The sequence below is a fragment of the Streptomyces sp. NPDC059649 genome (assembly GCF_042734445.1).
Classification (GTDB): Bacteria; Actinomycetota; Actinomycetes; order Streptomycetales; family Streptomycetaceae; genus Streptomyces.
On the sequence record NZ_JBHWDV010000011.1, the window covers coordinates 91,057 to 110,618 of the forward strand.

17 protein-coding genes and 1 pseudogene are annotated in these 19,562 nt (G+C 72.7%); 8 read left to right on the forward strand and 10 right to left on the reverse strand.

The window, feature by feature from the left end:
- Window positions 1–11: 11 nt before the first annotated feature.
- The 4 genes and pseudogenes from ACFV1J_RS15470 to ACFV1J_RS15485 form a co-directional block, all read right to left on the reverse strand.
- Window positions 12–113: pseudogene (locus tag ACFV1J_RS15470) on the reverse strand (peptide-methionine (S)-S-oxide reductase); the annotation flags it as partial.
- Between the two features lie 96 nt (window positions 114–209).
- A complete protein-coding gene (locus ACFV1J_RS15475) occupies window positions 210–695 on the reverse strand; it encodes a hypothetical protein (RefSeq protein ID WP_385858264.1) in 486 nt (161 codons plus the stop codon).
- A gap of 104 nt (window positions 696–799) precedes the next feature.
- A complete protein-coding gene (gene msrA, locus ACFV1J_RS15480; protein ID WP_385858105.1) occupies window positions 800–1,474 on the reverse strand; it encodes a peptide-methionine (S)-S-oxide reductase MsrA in 675 nt (224 codons plus the stop codon).
- 310 nt (window positions 1,475–1,784) lie between these two features.
- The gene (locus tag ACFV1J_RS15485) at window positions 1,785–2,915 is read right to left on the reverse strand and encodes a hypothetical protein (RefSeq protein ID WP_385858107.1); all 1,131 of its coding nucleotides are present in this window, start codon (window positions 2,913–2,915) and stop codon (window positions 1,785–1,787) included.
- 319 nt (window positions 2,916–3,234) lie between these two features.
- Between ACFV1J_RS15485 and ACFV1J_RS15490 the strand changes: the two genes are divergently transcribed.
- Window positions 3,235–4,395, forward strand: coding sequence for a cystathionine gamma-synthase (locus ACFV1J_RS15490; RefSeq protein WP_385858109.1), 1,161 nt, complete (start codon window positions 3,235–3,237; stop codon window positions 4,393–4,395).
- Between the two features lie 41 nt (window positions 4,396–4,436).
- Here the strand turns inward: ACFV1J_RS15490 and ACFV1J_RS15495 are convergent, their stop codons facing one another.
- The 3 genes from ACFV1J_RS15495 to ACFV1J_RS15505 form a co-directional block, all read right to left on the reverse strand.
- Complete coding sequence (locus ACFV1J_RS15495; protein ID WP_385858111.1) at window positions 4,437–4,721, reverse strand: hypothetical protein; 285 nt, start codon at window positions 4,719–4,721, stop codon at window positions 4,437–4,439.
- A complete protein-coding gene (locus ACFV1J_RS15500; RefSeq protein WP_385858113.1) occupies window positions 4,718–5,170 on the reverse strand; it encodes a sigma factor-like helix-turn-helix DNA-binding protein in 453 nt (150 codons plus the stop codon). The genes ACFV1J_RS15495 and ACFV1J_RS15500 overlap by 4 nt, the downstream gene beginning before the upstream one ends.
- 197 nt (window positions 5,171–5,367) lie before the next feature.
- Window positions 5,368–5,868, reverse strand: a complete 501-nt coding sequence (locus ACFV1J_RS15505) for a MarR family winged helix-turn-helix transcriptional regulator (protein WP_385858116.1) — start codon at window positions 5,866–5,868, stop codon at window positions 5,368–5,370.
- 329 nt (window positions 5,869–6,197) lie between these two features.
- Between ACFV1J_RS15505 and ilvA the strand changes: the two genes are divergently transcribed.
- The 3 genes from ilvA (at window position 6,198) to ACFV1J_RS15520 (ending at window position 9,627) form a co-directional block, all read left to right on the forward strand.
- A complete protein-coding gene (gene ilvA / locus ACFV1J_RS15510; protein ID WP_385858266.1) occupies window positions 6,198–7,361 on the forward strand; it encodes a threonine ammonia-lyase in 1,164 nt (387 codons plus the stop codon).
- Window positions 7,362–7,621: 260 nt separating this feature from the next.
- Complete coding sequence (locus ACFV1J_RS15515) at window positions 7,622–8,734, forward strand: ATP-binding cassette domain-containing protein (protein WP_385858118.1); 1,113 nt, start codon at window positions 7,622–7,624, stop codon at window positions 8,732–8,734.
- Window positions 8,731–9,627: an ABC transporter permease gene (locus ACFV1J_RS15520; protein WP_385858120.1), complete on the forward strand. Its 897-nt coding sequence runs from the start codon at window positions 8,731–8,733 to the stop codon at window positions 9,625–9,627. Before ACFV1J_RS15515 ends, ACFV1J_RS15520 begins: the two co-directional genes overlap by 4 nt.
- Window positions 9,628–9,851: 224 nt before the next feature.
- On the opposite strand, the gene greA is transcribed toward ACFV1J_RS15520, so the two are convergent.
- A complete protein-coding gene (gene greA / locus ACFV1J_RS15525) occupies window positions 9,852–10,349 on the reverse strand; it encodes a transcription elongation factor GreA (protein ID WP_385858123.1) in 498 nt (165 codons plus the stop codon).
- Window positions 10,350–10,725: 376 nt separating this feature from the next.
- Window positions 10,726–11,127, reverse strand: coding sequence for a DUF4307 domain-containing protein (locus ACFV1J_RS15530; RefSeq protein WP_385858125.1), 402 nt, complete (start codon window positions 11,125–11,127; stop codon window positions 10,726–10,728).
- A 137-nt stretch (window positions 11,128–11,264) separates the two neighbouring features.
- On the opposite strand from ACFV1J_RS15530, the gene mca reads away from it, so the two are divergent.
- The gene (gene mca, locus ACFV1J_RS15535) at window positions 11,265–12,137 is read left to right on the forward strand and encodes a mycothiol conjugate amidase Mca (protein WP_360945534.1); all 873 of its coding nucleotides are present in this window, start codon (window positions 11,265–11,267) and stop codon (window positions 12,135–12,137) included.
- A gap of 4 nt (window positions 12,138–12,141) precedes the next feature.
- The gene (locus ACFV1J_RS15540; protein ID WP_385858128.1) at window positions 12,142–12,402 is read left to right on the forward strand and encodes a hypothetical protein; all 261 of its coding nucleotides are present in this window, start codon (window positions 12,142–12,144) and stop codon (window positions 12,400–12,402) included.
- A gap of 395 nt (window positions 12,403–12,797) precedes the next feature.
- Here ACFV1J_RS15540 and ACFV1J_RS15545 read toward each other — a convergent pair whose 3' ends face one another.
- A complete protein-coding gene (locus tag ACFV1J_RS15545) occupies window positions 12,798–16,109 on the reverse strand; it encodes a tetratricopeptide repeat protein (protein ID WP_385858130.1) in 3,312 nt (1,103 codons plus the stop codon).
- A gap of 145 nt (window positions 16,110–16,254) precedes the next feature.
- On the opposite strand from ACFV1J_RS15545, the gene ACFV1J_RS15550 reads away from it, so the two are divergent.
- Window positions 16,255–18,300, forward strand: coding sequence for a thioredoxin domain-containing protein (locus ACFV1J_RS15550; RefSeq protein ID WP_385858132.1), 2,046 nt, complete (start codon window positions 16,255–16,257; stop codon window positions 18,298–18,300).
- A 229-nt stretch (window positions 18,301–18,529) separates the two neighbouring features.
- On the forward strand, window positions 18,530–19,540 hold the full coding sequence (locus ACFV1J_RS15555) for an MDR family NADP-dependent oxidoreductase (protein ID WP_385858134.1): 1,011 nt from the start codon (window positions 18,530–18,532) through the stop codon (window positions 19,538–19,540).
- Window positions 19,541–19,562: the final 22 nt, after the last annotated feature.

Here is a 19,562-nt window from a genome sequence, read left to right on the forward strand (position 1 = left end):
GAAGCCGTCCGTCAGTCCTCGGCCGGGGCCACGCCCACCGGGCAGCTCACGCCCGTCCCCCCGATCCCGCAGTACCCGTTCGGGTTTTTGGCGTCCGAAAGGTACTGCTGGTGTCTCTAGTCGCGTGCGACACAGAGATCCGACCACCTTCGAAGCCGCGAGATGGCGTGATCGTTGAGGTCATTGTGGGCTGTCTCCGGAGCCGGGGCTCACAGGCCGGTCGGATGCTGGGAGAGCCAGTCGACGTGACGGTTCCGGGCCCGGTCGCGCTCGTCGGAAGACGTCAAGATGACGTCCGCACCGCCGTCGTAGGGGTGGTGGATGCGTTGGAGCGTGGTGTCGGTGATGAGCACGCCGTTTAGTGCATCGTCGGCGACTTCCCGGAGGATTCCGTCGACGGTGCCTCGTTGCCAGGGGCGGCGGTCGGCGTAGAGGTGCGTGTAGGTGTGGAACTCGGGGTCGGAGTCGGCTTCGTTGGCGATGGTCATCCAGAGGGAGCCGTCAGCGTGGACCTCGCGTCGTCGCGCGGGGCACTGCGGGCCGTCCGGTTCGCTGGACCAGGCCGTGGTTACCACGTAGACGTCGGTGCCGGCGAAGAGCTCGTCCAGGACTGTGTTGTTGCGGTCCAGGACCACGGCGTATTCGTCCTCGGTCTCCGGGTAGCGCTTCGAGCCGGGGAGGTGGTGGAAGCGCACCCAGCGGTCGCTGTAGGCAGCGCGTAGCTCGTGGGCGAGGGGCGGCCCCATGGGCCACTGGCGCTGCCACAGCGCGGTGAGCTGCTCGCGATCGAGACCGAGGCTCATTCGCCGGCGGGTGCCACGCCGACCGGGCAGCTCACGCCCGTCCCGCCGATCCCGCAGTACCCGTTCGGGTTTTTGGCGTCCGAAAGGTACTGCTGGTGGTACGGCTCTGCCGGGTAGAAGGGGCGGGTTGGGGCGGCGGGGAGGATTTCGGTGGTGATGTCGGCGTAGCCGGAGTTGTGGAGGACGGTGCGGTAGGCGTCGCGGGAGGCTTCGGCGGCCTGTTGCTGGGCGGGGGAGTGGGTGTAGATGGCGGAGCGGTACTGGGTGCCGATGTCGTTGCCCTGGCGGAAGCCCTGGGTGGGGTCGTGGGACTCCCAGAAGAGCTTCAGGAGGGACGTGTAGGGGACCACTGCCGGGTCGTAGACGACGCGGACGGCCTCGGTGTGGCCGGTGTGGCCGCTGCAGACCTCTTCGTAGGTGGGGTTCGGGGTGTGGCCGCCCTGGTAGCCGACGAGGGTGGTCCAGACGCCCTCGGTCTGCCAGAACTTTCGCTCGGCACCCCAGAAGCAGCCCAGGCCGAAGTCGGCGATCTCCAGGCCGTCCGGGTACGGGCCCAGGAGCGGGTTGCCGAGGACGGTGTGCCGCTCGGGGACGGCGAAGGCCGGTTCGGGGCGGCCTTCGAGGGCTTCCTCGGGGGTCGGGAGCTGGGTCTTGAAGCGGGAGAAGAGCATGGGACGGCTCCGGGTCGGGGTGGGTCGGCGGGCGGGGCGGGCCTTGGGTCAGGAGGAGGCGGGGCGGGTTCCTTCAGGCGGGGCGGGTTCCTTCGGTCCACGTCAACGTTGGGGGCGGCGGTCGCATTCCGGGGGCGGCGTGCGGGGTGCCTTGCGGGTGAGTCGGGGCGTGCGGGTGCCTCGCGGTCGCAGGACGGGGTGCCGGTGCGGACGTGCTGCCGTGGTTGCGGGCGGTCCTGGGGGGAGCCCGTGGGCGTGCTGCCGTGGTTGCGGGCGGTCCTGGGGGGAGCCCGTGGGCGTGCTGCCGTGGTTACGGGCGGTCCTGGGGGAAGCCCGTGGAGGTGCCGCCCAGTTGTTCCCAGCCGGCGATGGCCAGGGCGCGGTAGGCGGCGTATTCGGCGGCCGGGCTGCGGCCGTAGGACCACGGGACGGCGCCCACGTGGCCGTCGACCTGGCGCAGCTGCTCCATGGCCTCGGCGTAGCGTTCGGCGCGTACCAGGAACCAGACCAGCAGGTGGCGGACGTGCGGGGCCATGGGGTGGTCGGCCGGGGCCTCGCGGAGGGCGAAGTGGGCGCCCTCGATGGCGCGCTCGACGACCGCGCTCTGATACAGGCTGCGGACCATGTTGGCCTCGGGCAGGTGCTCGTAGACCGCGAAGAGGGGGAGGGCCGGCAGGAGGGTGCCGGTGGGGGCGCCGGCCGCGGCGCGCTCGGCGAAGTCCTCGGCCTCCGTGCGGGAGCCGTGCCACTTCTGGGACCAGTAGGGGAGGGCGGCGAGGTGGGCGCCCATGTGGTGCGGGGCGCGCCGGGCGACCTCGGACCACAGCTCCTCGTAGTCGGCGGGCCGGTCGTGCAGCCCGCGGGCCACGGCCAGCTCGATGATGTACGGGACCGGGCTGCCCGGTGCCAGCAGGCCCGCCTCCCGGCAGACCGTACGGGCCTCCTCCAGGATCATCCGGAAGTCCTGTGAGCCCGGGTCCCGCAGCGCCTGGACGACGAGGAACTGGGCGTGCGTCTCGGCGCCGCCGGGGTCCTTGGGCGCCTCGGAGCGCCAGGTGCGCAGCCAGATGCCGCCGGTCCGCTGCCCGCCCTCCTGCCCCGCCCCGACCGCGGCCAGCTCGAACGCGGCCGCGCCGGCCAGCGTCTGCACCCGCTGCCAGCGGCGCTCCCAGTCGTCACCGGTGGACTTCAGCAGCTCGGCCGCCGGGCGCCAGTCGTGCGTACGCCGCACCGCGTCCAGCGCCTCCTCCAGCTCCCGGTCCGGGCCGGGCAGCCGTACGTCCAGCTCCTCCAGCGGGACGAAGCCGTAGCCCGCCATCGGGTCGGAGGCCACCGCCAGCCCCTGCCGGGTGTGCTGGACGGCCCGCCGGCGGCGCATCCAGGGCAGGAAGACGAGGCCGCCCAGCGCGAGCGCGGCGAGGAGAACCAGCAGAGCGTCCATGGGGTGTGTCCTGTGTCCTGTACCTGTGGTGGGTGGCGGGTGGGTGGGGTGGGCCGGCGGTGGTGGTCGGGGGCGGCTGCGGCGGGGGGGAGGGGGACGGTGCCGGCCGGCTGTAGTGGCAATCGCGGGGGCGGTTCGGGGCGGTCGGGGGCGGGCTTCGCCCTGACGGTTCGGGGCGGTTCGGGGGCGGCGGGTGGGGTCGGGCGGGGCTGAGGGGACGGGGCGGGAACCAGTGTGCGACCCCTCGTACGTATCCACTATCAAGCCAACCAGAAAGTTCCGGGAACGTCGGCCGCGCGGCCGACTACCCTCGGCAGGCATGAGCGATCAGCGCGAACAGCGCCACCAGCATTTTGAAACCCTTGCCATCCACGCAGGTCAGGAACCCGACCCCACGACCGGCGCGGTGGTTCCGCCCATCTACCAGGTATCCACTTACAAGCAGGACGGTGTGGGCGGGCTGCGCGGCGGTTACGAGTACAGCCGCAGCGCGAACCCGACCCGTACCGCCCTGGAGGAGAACCTCGCCGCGCTCGACGGTGGCCGCCGCGGGCTGGCCTTCGCGTCCGGTCTCGCGGCCGAGGACACCCTGCTGCGCACCCTGCTGGTCCCCGGTGACCACATCATCATCCCCAACGACGCCTATGGCGGAACGTTCCGGCTGATCTCCAAGGTCGTCGAGCGGTGGGGTGTGGAGTGGTCGGTGGCCGACACCTCCGACCCGCAGTCCGTGCGCGAGGCCCTGCGGCCCCGTACGAAGCTGATCTGGGTGGAGACGCCCAGCAACCCGCTGCTCGGCATCAGCGACATCGAGGCGCTGGCCGCCGTCTCGCGGGACGCCGGGGTCCGGCTCGTCGTCGACAACACCTTCGCCAGCCCCTACCTCCAGCAGCCGCTCGCCCTCGGCGCGGACGTGGTGGTCTACTCCACGACCAAGTACATGGGCGGCCACTCCGACGTGGTCGGCGGTGCCCTGGTCGTCAATGACGAGACCCTCGGTGGGGAACTCGCCTACCACCAGAACGCGATGGGCGCGGTCGCCGGCCCGTTCGACGCGTGGCTGGTCATGCGCGGCATCAAGACCCTCGCCGTACGGATGGACCGGCACAGCTCCAACGCCGAGCGGATCGCGGAGCTGCTCGCCTCCCACAAGAAGGTGACCCGGGTCTACTACCCGGGGCTGTCCGAGCACCCTGGGCACGAGGTCGCGGCCAAGCAGATGCGGTCGTTCGGCGGCATGGTGTCGTTCCAGGTCGCGGGCGGCGAGCAGGCTGCCATCGAGGTCTGCAACCGGTCGGAGCTGTTCACCCTCGGTGAGTCGCTGGGCGGCGTCGAGTCGCTGATCGAGCACCCGGGGCGGATGACGCACGCGTCGACGGCCGGCTCGCAGCTGGAGGTCCCCAACGACCTCGTACGCCTCTCGGTCGGCATCGAGTCCGCCGAGGACCTGCTGGCCGACCTCGCGCAGGCGCTGGGCTGAGCCCCTGCCATTTGCCGGCCCCCCTCCGCCGGAGGGGTCCGTCACCACCCCTCGATCGGAGGGGTGGTGCGGGACGGCGGCGGGAGCCAGGGCTGGGCCGCGGCCGTCCAGGCCAGCGCCGCCACGGCGAGCAGCGCCAGCAGCCAGCCGAGGCGGCGCCGCAGCCGGCGGTGCGCACGCAGTCGCCGGCCGCGGGCGAGGGCCCGGGCGGCCAGGTCCGGCGGTACGGGCGGCAGCGGCAGCCCGGCCAGCATCCGCCGGGCCTCGGTCTCCTTGCGGTCGGGGACGCCCGGGTCCGGCAGGGCGGTCTCGGGGAAGAGGTTCACGGCGCGGCCGGCCGGTGGCTGCGGAGCGCGGCGACGGCGTGCCGGCACAGCGCGCGCACCCGCTCGGTGGGCAGGCCGAGTTGGGCCGCGGTCTGCTCCTCGGCCACCCCTTCGTGCAGCCGCAGCACGAGGACCAGGCGCTCCTGCGGGGTCAGCCGGTCCAGCGGCCCGCCGCGCGGCCGGCGGTGCTGCCACGCGTCGCGGGCGAATCGGTCGGCTAGCTCCCGGCGGGTGCGCTCGTACGGGTCCTCGCCGCGCAGCCGGTCCCAGTCGGCGTAGGTCCGGGCCAGCGCGCGGACCAGCAATTCCTCGGCGGCCGGGGCGGGATGGGCGGCGGGCTCGCCGGTCAGGAGGGTCGCCGCGTGCCACAGCCGCCCCGCCGCGCCCGCCACGAACGACTCGAACTCCCGGGCGTGGCGGCGCTGCTGTACCAGCCGCCGCTCTCGCACCGCGCCTCCCGGATGACGGACGCCCGACCTCTGGGCTCCTATAGCACGGCAGTGCGGCCACCCGGTCAAGAGGCGTGACGATTTCCCGGGCCTCGGGGGCGGCATGTCGCGGGCGGCGGGGGCGGCGGGCTGCCGGGCGGGGTGCGGCGCCCACGCCTGGCGGAGCGGGCGGCGTCAGCCCACCGGGTCCGCCTGCGTCAGGACGCCTGTCCCGTAGGCGTCAGGGACGCGGTGATGTCGGAGAGGGAGGCGTTGAAGCGGGTCAGCAGCGTCGTGAACGCCTCGCGCTCCTCTTCGGTCCACTTCTCCGTGACCAGGGCCATCAGCGCGCGGCGCGAGGCACGTACCTCGTCCAGCCGGGCGTGGCCGCGCTCGGACAACTCGAGCACCACCGCGCGGCCGTCCTCCGGGTGGGTGGCCCGGCTGACGAGCCCGGAGTCGACCAGCGGGGCGACCTGCCGGGTGACCGTGGAGGAGTCGATGCCCATGCCGGCGGCCAGGGCCTTGACGCCCATCGGGCCTTCCTGGTCGAGGCGGTTGAGCAGCAGGTAGGCGGCGCGGTCCATGGAATTGCGCGCCTGTCCGACACCGCCGAGCCGGCTCTGTTCGGCGCGGCGGGCGAAGACGGCCACTTGGTGCTGCAGCGCGTCGAGGAGAGCGGGGTCGGTGTGGGTCGTCATGTCCGAAGAGGTGGGCATGGCCGGGAGCTCGCTTCGGTGGAAGTGCGTATGGATGGGAGGACAGCGTACGCGGACCCAGCGCGGTGCGTACCTGCGCCGTCCATTCCGATAACGCGCCGTAACTCCCGTTGGTGCCCATGGGCGGGCGGGCCCGGCCACCGTCGAACTGCGAGACTGGCGGTATGGCTGCTCATACGCCTCATCCGCCGCGTTCGCCTCATCCACCTCATCCGTCGCGTCCGCCGCACGAGTCCCGTCCCGACTCCGGCCCGGCCGGCGCGGAACTGCCGGACCTCGGCCCGGCGACCGCCCCGGTCACGATCGAGGACGTCCGGGAGGCGCACAAGATGCTCTCCGGCGTGGCGCGGGCCACCGCGATGGAGGGCAGCCGCTATCTGTCCGGGCTGGTCGGCGCGCCCGTCCACCTCAAGTGCGAGAACCTCCAGCGCACCGGTTCGTTCAAGATCCGCGGCGCCTACGTACGGATCGCCGGGCTCTCCGCGGAGGAACGGGCCGCCGGTGTGGTGGCCGCGAGCGCCGGCAACCACGCCCAGGGGGTGGCCCTCGCGGCGTCCCTGCTCGGCGTGCGGTCCACCGTGTTCATGCCGGTCGGCGCCCCGTTGCCGAAGGTCGCGGCCACCCGCGAATACGGTGCCGAGGTGCGGCTGCACGGCCATGTGGTGGACGAGGCGCTGGCCGCCGCCCAGGAGTACGCACGGAAGACCGGTGCGGTCTTCATCCACCCCTTCGACCACCGCGACATCATCGCCGGTCAGGGCACGGTCGGGCTGGAGATCCTGGAACAGTGCCCGGAGGTGCGCACCGTCGTGGTCGGTATCGGCGGCGGCGGGCTGGTCGCGGGGATCGCGCTGGCGGTCAAGGCGCTGCGGCCGGACGTGAAGGTCGTCGGGGTGCAGGCAGCGGGCGCGGCCTGCTATCCGCCGTCGCTGGCGGCCGGGCACCCGGTGGCGATCGAGGGGCTGTCGACGATGGCGGACGGCATAAAGGTCGGGCGGCCCGGCGATGTGACCTTCGGGATCGTCCAGCGGCTGGTGGACGAGGTCCGGACGGTCAGCGAGGACGACCTGTCCAGTGCGCTGCTGCTGTGCCTGGAGCGGGCGAAGCTGGTGGTCGAGCCGGCCGGGGCGAGTCCGGTGGCGGCGCTGCTCGCCGATCCGGGGTCGTTCGAGGGGCCGGTGGTGGCGGTGCTGTCCGGCGGGAACGTCGATCCGCTGCTGATGCAGCGCATCCTGCGGTTCGGCATGGCCGCGGGGGGCCGCTACCTCTCGCTGCGGCTGCGGCTGACGGACCGGCCGGGGGCGCTGGAGCACCTGCTCGGGGTGCTGACGCTGGTCGACGCGAACATCCTCGACGTGGGGCACGTACGGACCGATCCGCGGCTCGGGCTGACCGAGGTCGAGGTGGAACTGCACCTGGAGACCAAGGGCCCGGAGCACTGCGACGAGGTGCGTACGGCGCTCGCGGAGGCGGGTTACGTCGTCCTGGAGTGAGGCGGGCGTGGGTCGGTGCGGGCTGCGGCGGGCTGCCAGCGGGCCCAGGGCCGGCCGCCGGGCACCTCGAACACCCGATCCGATTATTTGTATCGCGATGTATCGCGTTCCGGAGTAGCATCCCGAGTGCGGGATGCCGGTGTGCCGTGCACGCCATGGCGTCCTGCTGCGGACATATGCCCCGAAGTGGGATCTGGCCGCCGAACGTAACATTCGACATATTTCGACCTGGAACTCACCCAAGTCATGGGGGTACCCATATGCCAGGCGCCATTTACGCCGAAGGGCTGGTGAAGACCTTCGGCGCCGTGAGGGCACTGGACGGCGTCGACCTCGACGTTCCGGAAGGAACCGTGCTCGGCATGCTCGGCCCGAACGGTGCCGGCAAGACCACCGCCGTACGTGTCCTGACGACCCTGCTCCGACCCGATCACGGCAAGGCGGAGGTTGCCGGGATCGATGTGCTCGCCCATCCCGACAAGGTACGCCGCTCCATCGGCCTCTCGGGCCAATTCGCCGCGGTGGACGAGTACTTGACCGGTCGGGAGAACCTGACGATGGTCGGGCAGCTCTACCAGATGAGCGGCCGGGACGCCAAGCGCCGGGCCGCCGAACTCCTGGAACGCTTCCACCTCGGCGATGCGGCGGACCGCACCGCCAAGACCTACTCCGGCGGGATGCGCCGCCGGCTCGACCTCGCGGCCGCGCTGGTCGTCAGCCCGCCGGTGATGTTCATGGACGAGCCGACCACGGGCCTGGACCCGCGCAACCGCCAGGCGCTGTGGGACGTCATCCAGGAGCTCGTCGCGGGCGGTACGACCCTGCTGCTTACCACGCAGTACCTGGAGGAGGCCGACCGCCTCGCGCACGACATCTGCGTCGTCGACCACGGCAAGGTCATCGCCCGCGGCACCTCCGACCAGCTCAAGGCGCGCACCGGCGGCGAGCGCGTCGAGGTCGTGGTGCACGCCCCCGAGCACCTGACCATCGCCGACGAGGTGCTGCGCGGCTTCGCCAAGGGGGACGGCACGGTCGAGCCGCACATCCGCAGGCTGACGATCCCGGTCACCGGCGGCGCCAAGCTGCTCGCCGAGGTGATCCGCGAACTGGACGTCCGGGGCGTGGAGATCGACGACATCGGCCTGCGCCGCCCGACCCTCGACGACGTCTTCATCGCGCTGACCGGGCACGCCGCCGAGTCCGCGGACGGCGACGGTGCCGACGGTCGCGGTGCCGGTGCCGGTGCCGGTGCCGGTGCCGATGGCGGCGGTGGCGCCGGGGGCGCCGGTGGCGGCGGTACGGAACGGAGCGGGACGACGGACGGCAGTCGCCCGGCGAGCGCCGCCGGGCACCGTAAGGAGGGCGTGCGATGACCACGGCGAGTACGGCGGGCCCGGCGACCGGGGGCGCCGGCGGTACGCCGCTCGGAGCCCCGACGGCCCGCGGCGGCATCAGCCGGCTGGTGCGCGACTCCCTGGTCGTGGCCAAGCGGAACCTGATCCGAATGGTGCGGATTCCCGAGGTCGTGATCTTCGGGCTGATCCAGCCGATCATGTTCGTGGTGCTGTTCACCTACGTCTTCGGCGGATCGATCAACATCCCCGGCGCACCGGTGGGCGACGCCCAGGCGTACCGCGAGTTCCTGATGGCCGGGATCTTCGCGCAGACCGTCACGTTCGCCACGGCGGGCGCCGGCGCCGGGATCGCCGACGACATGCACAAGGGCCTCATCGACCGCTTCCGGTCGCTGCCGATGTCCCGGGGTGCGGTGCTGACCGGCCGGACCCTGGCCGACCTCGTGCAGACCGCGCTGACGATGGTGGTGCTGGCGGTCGTCGCGCTGCTGATCGGCTGGCGCACCCACGAGAACCTCGCCGAGGTCCTGGCCGGCTTCGCCCTGCTGCTTCTGCTCGGCTACGCCTTCTCGTGGATCGGCGCGCTGATCGGACTGTCGGTGCGTACGCCCGAGGCGGCCACCTCCGGCGGGCTGATCTGGCTCTTCCCGCTGACCTTCATCTCCAATGCGTTCGTGCCGGTCAACGGCATGCCGACCTTCCTCCAGCACGTCGCGGAGTGGAACCCGTTCAGTGCGACGGTGGCCGCGGCGCGCGAGCTGTTCGGCAACACGATCGACCGGATGCCCAAGTCGGTGACCGGCGCCTGGCCGATGGAGCACCCGGTGCTGGCCTCGGTGATCTGGTCGGTCCTGATCATCGCGGTGTTCCGGACGCTGGCGGTCCGCAAGTACCGCTCGGCGACGGCCTGAGCGGAGCGAGGGGGCCGGCGGGGGCTGTGTGGGCCGTGTGGGTGGCCCGCAGGGGGCGAGCGTCGGATGTACGGCGAGCGTCGGGCATACGGCGAGGGCTGGACGTACGGCGAGGGCCGGACGTACGGCGAGCGTCGGACACACCGCGACGGCCGCACACACGGCGAAGCGGCCCGGAGCGCGAGGCTCCGGGCCGCTTCGTACGTCTGGGGGCGTCCCGTGGATCAGCCGGTGTAAGGCTTGGCGTCGAGGATCTTCACGCTCGCCTTCTTGCCGTTGGGGAGCTCGTACTCCGCGTCGGCACCGATCTTCTTGCCGTTCACGCCCGTACCCAGCGGCGACTGCGGGGAGTAGGTCTCGATCTCCGAGCTCGCATACTCCCGCGAGGCCAGGAGGAACGACAGCGTGTCGTCCGGGTCCCCGTCGAACGCGATGGTGACGACCATGCCGGGAGCGACGACGCCGTTGGCGGCGGGGGCCTCGCCGACCTTCGCGGTCTGCAGCAGCTGCGTGAGCTGCCGGACCCGAAGCTCCTGCTTGCCCTGCTCTTCCTTGGCCGCGTGGTACCCGGCGTTCTCCTTCAGGTCACCTTCCTCGCGGGCCGCCTGGATCTTCTCGGTGATCTCGGCGCGTGCGGGACCAGACAGGTACTCCAGCTCGGCCTTGAGCTGGTCATACGCCTCCTGGGTCAGCCAGGTGACGTTCTCGCTGGTCTGGGTCACAGGTGCTCCTCGTCGGTACTGGGGATAAATCAAACGCCCTACCAGGAAGGTTTGCGCCTTCACGGGTGGGCGAAACCACGAGCCTAACAATTCCGGCACAAAACGGGGAAGAGGAAATTCACAGTGACCGCACAGGAACGCATCATCGCTGATCAGAGGCGGTCACGACACGCCATGCCGGAGTACGGCGCGCGAGGCACCCGAGGGGCGGACGGTGGCGGAGGGTAGCTGCGACGGTACCTGTGCACGCCGCGCGTGCCTCGGTCCGCCCTGGACAGGGGCGAGGAATCGAGGGGGCTTGCTACGCCGGGTCCGTGCGGTCCCTATCGGTCCCTGCGACGGGTCCGTGAGGTCCCTGCGACGGGTCCGTGCGGGCCTACGACGACGTACAGCCGACCAGTACCGCGTTGGTCGCGCGCCTCGTCGTCCGGAGCGTGACCTCGGTGTCCACCTGGCCCGTGCGCTGGTCGATCGTGACGTCCTTGCGGCCGACCTCGGAGCCGTCCGCGGACTGTGAGCGCAGGGTGCAGACGCCCTTGTCGTCGGCGCTCTTGACGACCTCCAGATGGACCTTGACGGCGTGGTCGGACACCGCGTCCCAGGTGATCACCCGGCCGCTGAGCTCCTGCCCTGAGATGTACGACACGCCGGCCCAGCCGACCACACCCAGGAGCCCGGCGCCGAGCACCGTGCCGATGATCTTGAGCTTGCGGTCCGCGCGCTGGTCAGCGGAGCGGCCGTAGCGTCCGTCCGGGAGCCCTTCGCGCACCGCGGCCATCGATCCATCCTCCTGGTACGGGGACCTGGAACCGGCTCGGGAACCCCCGGGGGGTCCCCGCCCCGGGGAATACAGCGCCCCCTCGCTTCGGTCACTATAGGAGGCATCTTCTCCGGCCCTTAACTGAGGATCGAGTCTTGACTGAGCAGCTGCGTTTGATGGCGGTGCACGCCCACCCCGACGACGAGTCGAGCAAGGGTGCGGCCACCATGGCCAAGTACGTGTCCGAGGGGGTGGACGTGCTGGTCGCCACCTGCACAGGCGGTGAGCGAGGTTCCATCCTCAACCCCAAGCTCCAGGGAGACCCGTACATCGAGGAGCACATCCACGAGGTCCGCAAGAAGGAGATGGACGAGGCCCGGGAGATCCTCGGCGTCAAGCAGGAGTGGCTCGGATTCGTCGACTCCGGGCTGCCCGAGGGCGATCCGCTGCCGCCGCTCCCCGAGGGCTGTTTCGCGCTCCAGGACGTGGACGAGGCCGCCGGGCGGTTGGTCAAGCTGATCCGTGAGTTCAAGCCGCAGGTCATCACGACCTACGACGAGAACGGCGGCTACCCGCACCCGGACCACATCATGACGCACAAGATCACGATGGTGGCCTTCGAGGCGGCCGGCGACCCGGAGAAGTACCCGGAGGCCGGTGAGCCCTGGCAGCCGCTGAAGCTCTACTACAACCAGGGCTTCAACAAGCCGCGCACCATCGCGCTGCACGAGGCCCTGCTGGCCCGCGGCATGGAGTCGCCGTACGGCGAGTGGCTGGAGCGCTGGAAGCAGTTCGAGCGCCGCGAGCGCACGCTGACCACGTACATCCCGTGCGACGAGTTCTTCGAGATCCGCGACAAGGCACTGATCGCGCACGCCACCCAGATCGACCCCGACGGCGGGTGGTTCCGGGTGCCGATGGACATCCAGCGCGAGGTCTGGCCGACGGAGGAGTACGAGCTCGCGAAGTCGCTCGTGGACACTTCCCTCCCCGAGGACGACCTCTTCGCGGGCATCCGCAACAATTGACCCCATGATGAGCGCGACCAGCACCCTCGCCCTGACGCACTTCGTCACCCTTGCCGACAGCTTCGACAAGAACAAGGTGACCCCCGGCGTCCTCGGCTTCATCGTCTTCGCGGTCATCGGCGGCGCCGTGTGGCTGCTGATGAAGTCCATGAACAAGCAGATGAAGAAGGTCAACTTCGAGGAGCAGCCGGCGGAGGGCGAGGCGGGCACCACCGCCTCCGCCGCCCCTTCCACCCCGTCCGCCCCGAAGCCGAAGACCAGCTGAGGACGCCCGAAGGCCGGGTGCGGTCGACGGCCGGTCTCCTGGCAGCGACCGGCTGACCGCCCCGGCGGCTCGCCGGCCCAAGCGGCCGGCGAGCCGTCGCGTGCGACGAACGAGTCGTTGCGTGCGACGACGAGCTGTTCGTGCGATGGCGGCCGTCGCGTGCGATGGCAGGCCGTCGCGTGCGGCCAGGTCGTGGCGCGCGGCCGAGCCGTCGCGTGCGGCCGGGCTGTTGCGTGCGGCGACGGGCGCTGCGGGGCCTGTTGCGGTGGCCGTCGACGAGCACCCCGGGGCCTGCTGCTGAGCACCTCGGGCCTGGCGACGCGTACCCCGGGGGTTCTCGACGGGCACCCCGGAGCCTGTGGTTGCCGCCGGTGGCGCTCCCGACCGTGGGGCCGTCAGTCGCCCACGGCCGTGGCCAGGACGCCCATGACCTCGCGGGCGTGGCGGTCCGGGACCATGCCGAGTCGCCATGCCTGCCAGCCCGTCTCCGGCTCCACGCCGCGCTCCAGCAGCAGGGCGAACGCCTCCGCGCAGTCCTCCAGCTTGGCGTCGCGGGTCGCGTGCTTGTCGCGTATGAGCCGGTCCAGCTCTTCCTGCGCGACGGCCGTGCCCACCACCGAACCGCCCGGTGAGGCGAACGGCAGCAGCGTGCAGCGCAGGAAGCGCGCCCAGTCCTCGCCGCGCCGGTCGCCGTACCCGGCGAATATCCCGGCCGCCTCGTCGGCCAGCTCCAGCGCCTGGGCCGCCCGCCCGTTGCCGGCGTCGATGATCACCAGCTCCAGGCAGGACCACGCCTCACCGTGCGGCACCCCGATCCGGGCGAAGTCCTTGCGGGCGTCCTGCAGCAGCTGCCGGGCGAAGCCGCTGTTGCGCAGCGAACCGGTCTGCTCGGCCCGCAGATCGCGGGTGACCCGCCCGGAGTGGTGCCGGGCGCAGGCCAGGCCGTAGCCGTCCTGCATCCGGCTGAACATCGTCCGCGAGCGCTCCAACTGCCGCAGCGCCGCGTCCCGTTCGCCGCGCTCCTCCAGTGCCTGGCCGAGGTAGTACATCGTCCACGCCTCACCACGGGCGTCCTCGTGCTGGCGGTGCAGCGGCAGCGCCTGCCGCAGCTGGTCGGCCGCCGGCCCCGGCTCGCCGGCCACCAGCCGGGCCCGGGCCAGCTGGGTCATCGCCCAGGCCGCGCCGCGCTCGTCCTGGGTACGGCCGTACAGCTCCAGCGCCGCGTGCAGCGACTGCTCGGCCCGCGGCACCTCGCCCGTCCGCAGATACACCTGGCCGAGCTGGAAGTGTGCCCACGCCTGGCCGTGCAGGCTCTCGCTCTCCTCGTGCAGCTCCAGGGACTCCCGCAGCATGGCGAGGGCCTCGGCGAGCCGCGCCCGGTCCCGCTCCACGGCCGCGAGGGCGTGCAGCGTCCAGGCCCGGTCGCCGTGCATGTCCGGCGCTGACTGCAGCTCCAGCGCCTCCCGGAGCTTGACCGTGGCCTCCTGGAGATTGCCCTGCTGCTGGAGGGTGATGCCCAGATCGCGCAACGCCCGCGCGGCGCCCGCCGGATGCTCCGCCTCGAAGTAGAGATCGACCACCGACGACAGGGTCGTCCGCGCCTTGTCCAGCTCGCCGAGCTGCCGGGCCGCCACACCCGTACGCCACTGCACCGAGCGGACCAGCAGCCCCTGGCCGACGGCCCGGGTGAGCTCGCTCAGCTCCCCGAGGCGGTAGAGGTCACCGCGCAGCAGGCAGTAGTCGGCCAGCGCGCCCAGCAGGTGCGAGACCGCCGCCTGGTCGACGTCCTGGTCGGCATGGCGCAGCGCGGCCGTGATGAAGCTGGACTCGTCGTCCAGCCACTGCAGGGCCGCGTCCAGGGACGTGAAGCCGTGCGAACCGAAGCGGTCGGCGCGGGTCGAGGTCCGGCCGTCGACCAGCCGGATCACCGAGTCGGCGAGCTCCGCATAGCCGCGGATCAGCCGCTCCTGGGCCGCACCGCGCTCACCGGGCTCCTCCTCGTCCATCAGCCGGGCGTGCGCGAAGGTGTGCACCAGGGTGTGCAGGCGGTAGCGCTCGCCGCGGACGTGCTCGATCAGGCCGGCCCGGGCCAGGGCGGTCAACTGCCGTTCGGCCTCGGCGTTCTCGACGCCGAGCAGCGCCGCGGCGGCCGCCGCCCCCAGGCTCGCCTGGCCCACCAGCGCCAGCCGGCGCAGCAGCCGCCGGGCCGGCTCGGGCCGGTCGGCGTAGCCCAGCGCCAGCGCCCGCTCCACCGGCGCGGCCGGGGGACCGGCCGCCAGGGCGGCGGCCAGCTCGGCGGGGGTGCGCGGGCCGAGCGAGGAACCCACCACCCGCAGCGCCAGCGGCAGGCCCCCGCACAGCCCGGAGATCTCGTCGAGCGCCCGGGCGTCGTACGGCTCCGCCGGGGCGTCCGCCGGCCGGGGCCGGGGCTCCCGCGGGCCCGCCGCCCCCTCGCCGGCCGCCGCGGCGGCGCGCAGCAGCTCCTCGGTACCCGCGGTGTCCAACGGCCCCACCGGGAGGTGGTGCACCCACGCCTCAAGGTCCTCGGGCAGCTTCAGCGGCTCCCGGGACGTCACCAGCACCAGGCTGTCGGACCGCTCGGGCACCAGCGTGCGGACCTGCTCCGGGTCCACGGCGTCGTCCAGCAGGACCGTCACCGGCAGGCCCGTCAGATGCTGGTGGTACAGCTCGGTGAGCCGCTTGACGTGCTGCTCCTGGGAGGGGCGCTCGCGGAACAGCAGCTGCTCGCGCGGCGCGCCGAGACGGTTGAGCAGATGCAGCAGCGCGTCCCGGGTCGGCAGCGGCGCCTCGCCCGGGGTGTCCCCGCGCAGGTCCACCACACAGGCGCCGCGGAACTGGTCGCGCAGCTGGTGGGTGGCCCGCACCGCCAGCGCCGAACGCCCCGATCCCGGCTCGCCGTGCAGCACCACCACGGTCGGCCGGGTCTCCGTGGACGCGCGGGCCGCCTGCACCCACTGCGCGATCCGGGCGAGCTCGGCCCGCCGTCCGGCGAACGGGCCGTCCGGCTGCGGCAGTTGGGAGAACGAGTGCTCCAGTACGGACCGCTGCCGGGCCGCCGCGCTCCGGTCGGCACCGCGCAGCTGCGGCCCCCGGGTGGTCTTCGCGGTTGCCGCGCCGTCCTTCGTACCGCCGCTCCGGGCCGCCGCCGCCAGCATCCGCTGCTGGTCCAGGAACGGCCGGATGCCCCGCACCTCCAGCGCCGTCAGCCACTGCAGCCGCAGCTGCTCCGCACCGCCGGGCTGCCCCCGCCGCCCCGCCTCACGGTGCGCGGCCGGCCAGTGGCCCGCGGTCAGCTTCAGCACCGTCGCCGCCGCACCCGCCACCAGCACCGCGGCCCCGACCCCCAGCGCCGCGCCCGCGCCCGTGCCGTACGCGAGGTCCGTGCCGAATGCCGCCACCGCCGCGACGGCCGTGGCGACCGCGGGGGTGCCCAGCTCCCTCGGCGCCAGCCGCTGCCCCAGCGAGGGCCGGCCGGCGGCCGCCTCGTCCAGCGCCCGGACATAGGCGGTGTACTCCTCGGCGGCGCTGCCCGCCACACCGTCCAGCGCCGCCCGCGCTCTGCCGAGCAGCGCCGTCCCGTCCAGCCGCCCTCCCGAGCGGCGCACCTCCTCCTCGACGGCCCTGGTCAACAGGGCCTCCGCGGCCGCGCGATGGTCCTCGCGCAGCGCAGCCAGTGAAGCCGGCATGACGTCCCCCTCCGCAGTTACCGCCGTCCCCGGCGGCGATCTTTGCCGTACCGACAGTCTTCCGCCTCCGCGCGGATTGCGGCAGGGCTGTGGATAACTCCCTCCGCTCCCGTCATGCCGGGCCTCGGTGGGAGAGGATGGACCCATGCCGAACCGCCTGGCCCATGAGACTTCCCCGTATCTGCTCCAGCACGCCGACAACCCCGTCGACTGGTGGCCGTGGTCCGCCGAGGCGTTCGACGAGGCCCGCCGGCGCGGTGTGCCGGTGCTGCTCAGCGTCGGCTACAGCTCCTGCCACTGGTGCCACGTCATGGCCCACGAGAGCTTCGAGGACGCCGACACCGCCGCGCTGCTCAACGAGCACTTCGTCGCGGTCAAGGTCGACCGCGAGGAGCGTCCGGACGTGGACGCGGTGTACATGGAGGCCGTGCAGGCCGCCACCGGCCAGGGCGGCTGGCCCATGACCGTCTTCCTCACCCCCGACGCCGAGCCGTTCTACTTCGGTACGTACTTCCCGCCGGAGCCGCGGCACGGCATGCCGTCGTTCGGGCAGATCCTCCAAGGGGTGCGCGCGGCCTGGGCCGACCGGCGGGACGAGGTCGGCGAGGTCGCCGGGCGGATCGTGGCCGACCTGGCCGGCCGTTCGCTGACCGAATCGCTGCCCGCCGACCGGCGCCCGCCGCGGCCCGACGAGCTGCACGCCGCCCTGATGGGTCTGACCCGGGACTTCGACGCGGTGCGCGGCGGGTTCGGAGGGGCGCCCAAGTTCCCGCCGTCCATGGTGCTGGAGTTCCTGCTGCGCCACTACGCCCGCACCGGTTCGGAGGGTGCCCTGGAGATGGTGCAGGCGACCTGCGCGGCGATGGCCCGCGGCGGCATCTACGACCAGCTCGGCGGCGGTTTCGCGCGCTACGCGGTGGACGCCACCTGGACCGTGCCGCACTTCGAGAAGATGCTCTACGACAACGCCCTGCTGTGCCGGACCTACGCGCACCTGTGGCGGACCACCGGCTCGGACCTGGCCCGCCGGGTCGCCGTGGAGACCGCCGACTTCATGGTCCGCGAGCTCCGCACCGACCAGGGCGGCTTCGCCTCGGCCCTGGACGCCGACAGCGACGACGGCACCGGCCGGCACGCCGAGGGCGCCTACTACGTATGGACGCCGGAGCAGCTGCGCGCCGTACTGGGGGAGAAGGACGCGGAGTTCGCCGCCACGTACTTCGGCGTCACCGAGGAGGGCACCTTCGAGGAGGGGGCCTCGGTGCTCCAACTCCCGGACACCGAAGGCCTGGTGGACGCCGAGCGGGTGGTGTCCGTCAAGCAGCGGCTGCTGGCGGCGCGGGAGCAGCGGCCGCGCCCCGGACGGGACGACAAGGTCGTCGCCGCGTGGAACGGCCTGGCCATCGCCGCGCTCGCCGAGACCGGTGCCTACTTCGACCGCCCCGATCTCGTCCAGGCCGCCACCGACGCCGCCGACCTGCTGGTCCGCGTCCACATGGACTGGCACGCCCGGCTGCACCGCACCTCCCGCGACGGGGTCCCCGGCGCCAACTCCGGCGTCCTGGAGGACTACGCCGATGTCGCCGAGGGCTTCCTCGCCCTCGCCTCGGTCACCGGCGAAGGCGTCTGGGTGGACTTCGCCGGCTTCCTGCTGGACACCGTGCTGCTCCAGTTCACCACCGAGGACGGCGCGCTCTACGACACCGCGGCCGACGCCGAGTCGCTGATCCGACGCCCCCAGGACCCCACCGACAATGCGTCGCCCTCCGGGTGGACCGCGGCGGCCGGTGCGCTCCTCTCGTACGGTGCGCTGACCGGTAGTGACCTCCACCGGAGCGCCGCGGAACGCGCCCTGGGCATCGTCACCGCGCTCGGTGGCCGGGCCCCGCGCTTCATCGGCTGGGGGCTCGCGGTCGCTGAGGCGGCGCTGGACGGGCCGCGGGAGATCGCGGTCGTCGGCCCGCAGGGGGACCCAGCCACCGCCGCCCTGCACCGCGCCGCGCTGCTCGGCACGGCACCGGGCGCGGTCGTCGCGCTGGGCACACCCGGGACCGAGGAGGCCGACGCGGTGCCGCTCCTCAAGGGCCGCCCGCTGGTCGACGGCAAACCCGCCGCCTATGTGTGCCGCCACTTCACCTGCGAGCGGCCCACGACGGACCCGGAGGAGCTGGCGGAGCGACTCCGGGGGTGACGCCATGAGCCGGGGCCTCCCCAGGGGCGGCCCCGGGCCGTGGGGTATTCGGTGCGCGCTTCGAGGGACATTCGGCGCACGCCCTCAGGGTCGTTCGGCGCCCGCCCCAGGGGCCATTCGGTGCGCGACCTGAGGGACATCCGGCGCCCGCCCCGGGGTCCCCGCCCCAAGTCCTAGGTCCAGCGACCGGATTGACCTTGACGTGCGCGTCAAGTTTTAGCCTCGGGGCATGACGAACCGCACATACCGCGAAGTCCGACTGGCCGCCCGCCCCACGGGGCCGGTCACCGATGACCTCTTCGAGATCGTGGACGTACCGGTCCCCGAACCAGGGCCCGGCCAGGTGCTGGTCCGCAACACCCACATGGGGCTCGGCGCCGTGATGCGCAGCCTGATGGACGAGCACAACGACGTGCCGATCCCCTCCTACGAGGTCGGGGCCCCGCTGCACGGCCATGCGGTCGGCGAGGTCGTGGCCGCCCCCGGCACCGACCTCAACCCCGGTGACCTGGTGGAACACCAACTCGGCTGGCGGGAGTACGCACTGCTCGACGTCGGCGCGGCGACCCGCCTCGACCCGGACCTGATGCCCGACCCCGCCGCGTACCTCTCCCAGGGCGCCACCGCCCTGATGGGCATCGAGCGCGGCGCCGAAGTGCGGCCCGGCGACACGGTGTTCGTCACCGGGGCGGCCGGCGGCGTGGGCACCCTGGCCGGCCAGATCGCCCGCCAGTTCGGCGCGACCCGGGTCATCGGCAGCACCGGGTCACAGCAGAAGGCCGACCGCCTGATCAAGGAACTGGGCTATGACGCCGTGGTCATACGCGGCGCGGGCCCGATCGAGGAGCAGCTGCGCGAGGCCGCCCCGGACGGCATCGACGCGGTCTTCGACAACGTCGGCGGCGAGCAACTGGAGGCCGCTCTCGCCCTCGCCAACCGCAACGCCCGGGTCGCCATCGTGGGCGCACTGGCCAGCCAGCTCTCCGAAGGCGGCACGGCCGCCGTCAAGGTGGCGGTCGACACCCTCTCGCTGCTCATCCGGAGCGTCACCCTGCGGGGCATCGCCCTCTACAACCACCTGGACCTGATCCCCCAGTGGAACCGACGGTTCGCCGCGGGCCTCCAGGACGGCACCCTCACCTTCCCGCACGCCCGGCTGCAGGGCCTCGAACAGGCGCCGCGGGCGCTGCGCGAGCTCACCGAGGGTCGCCATCTGGGCGCGGTCATCGTGGAGTTGTGAGGTCCGGGCACAGGTACGGTCA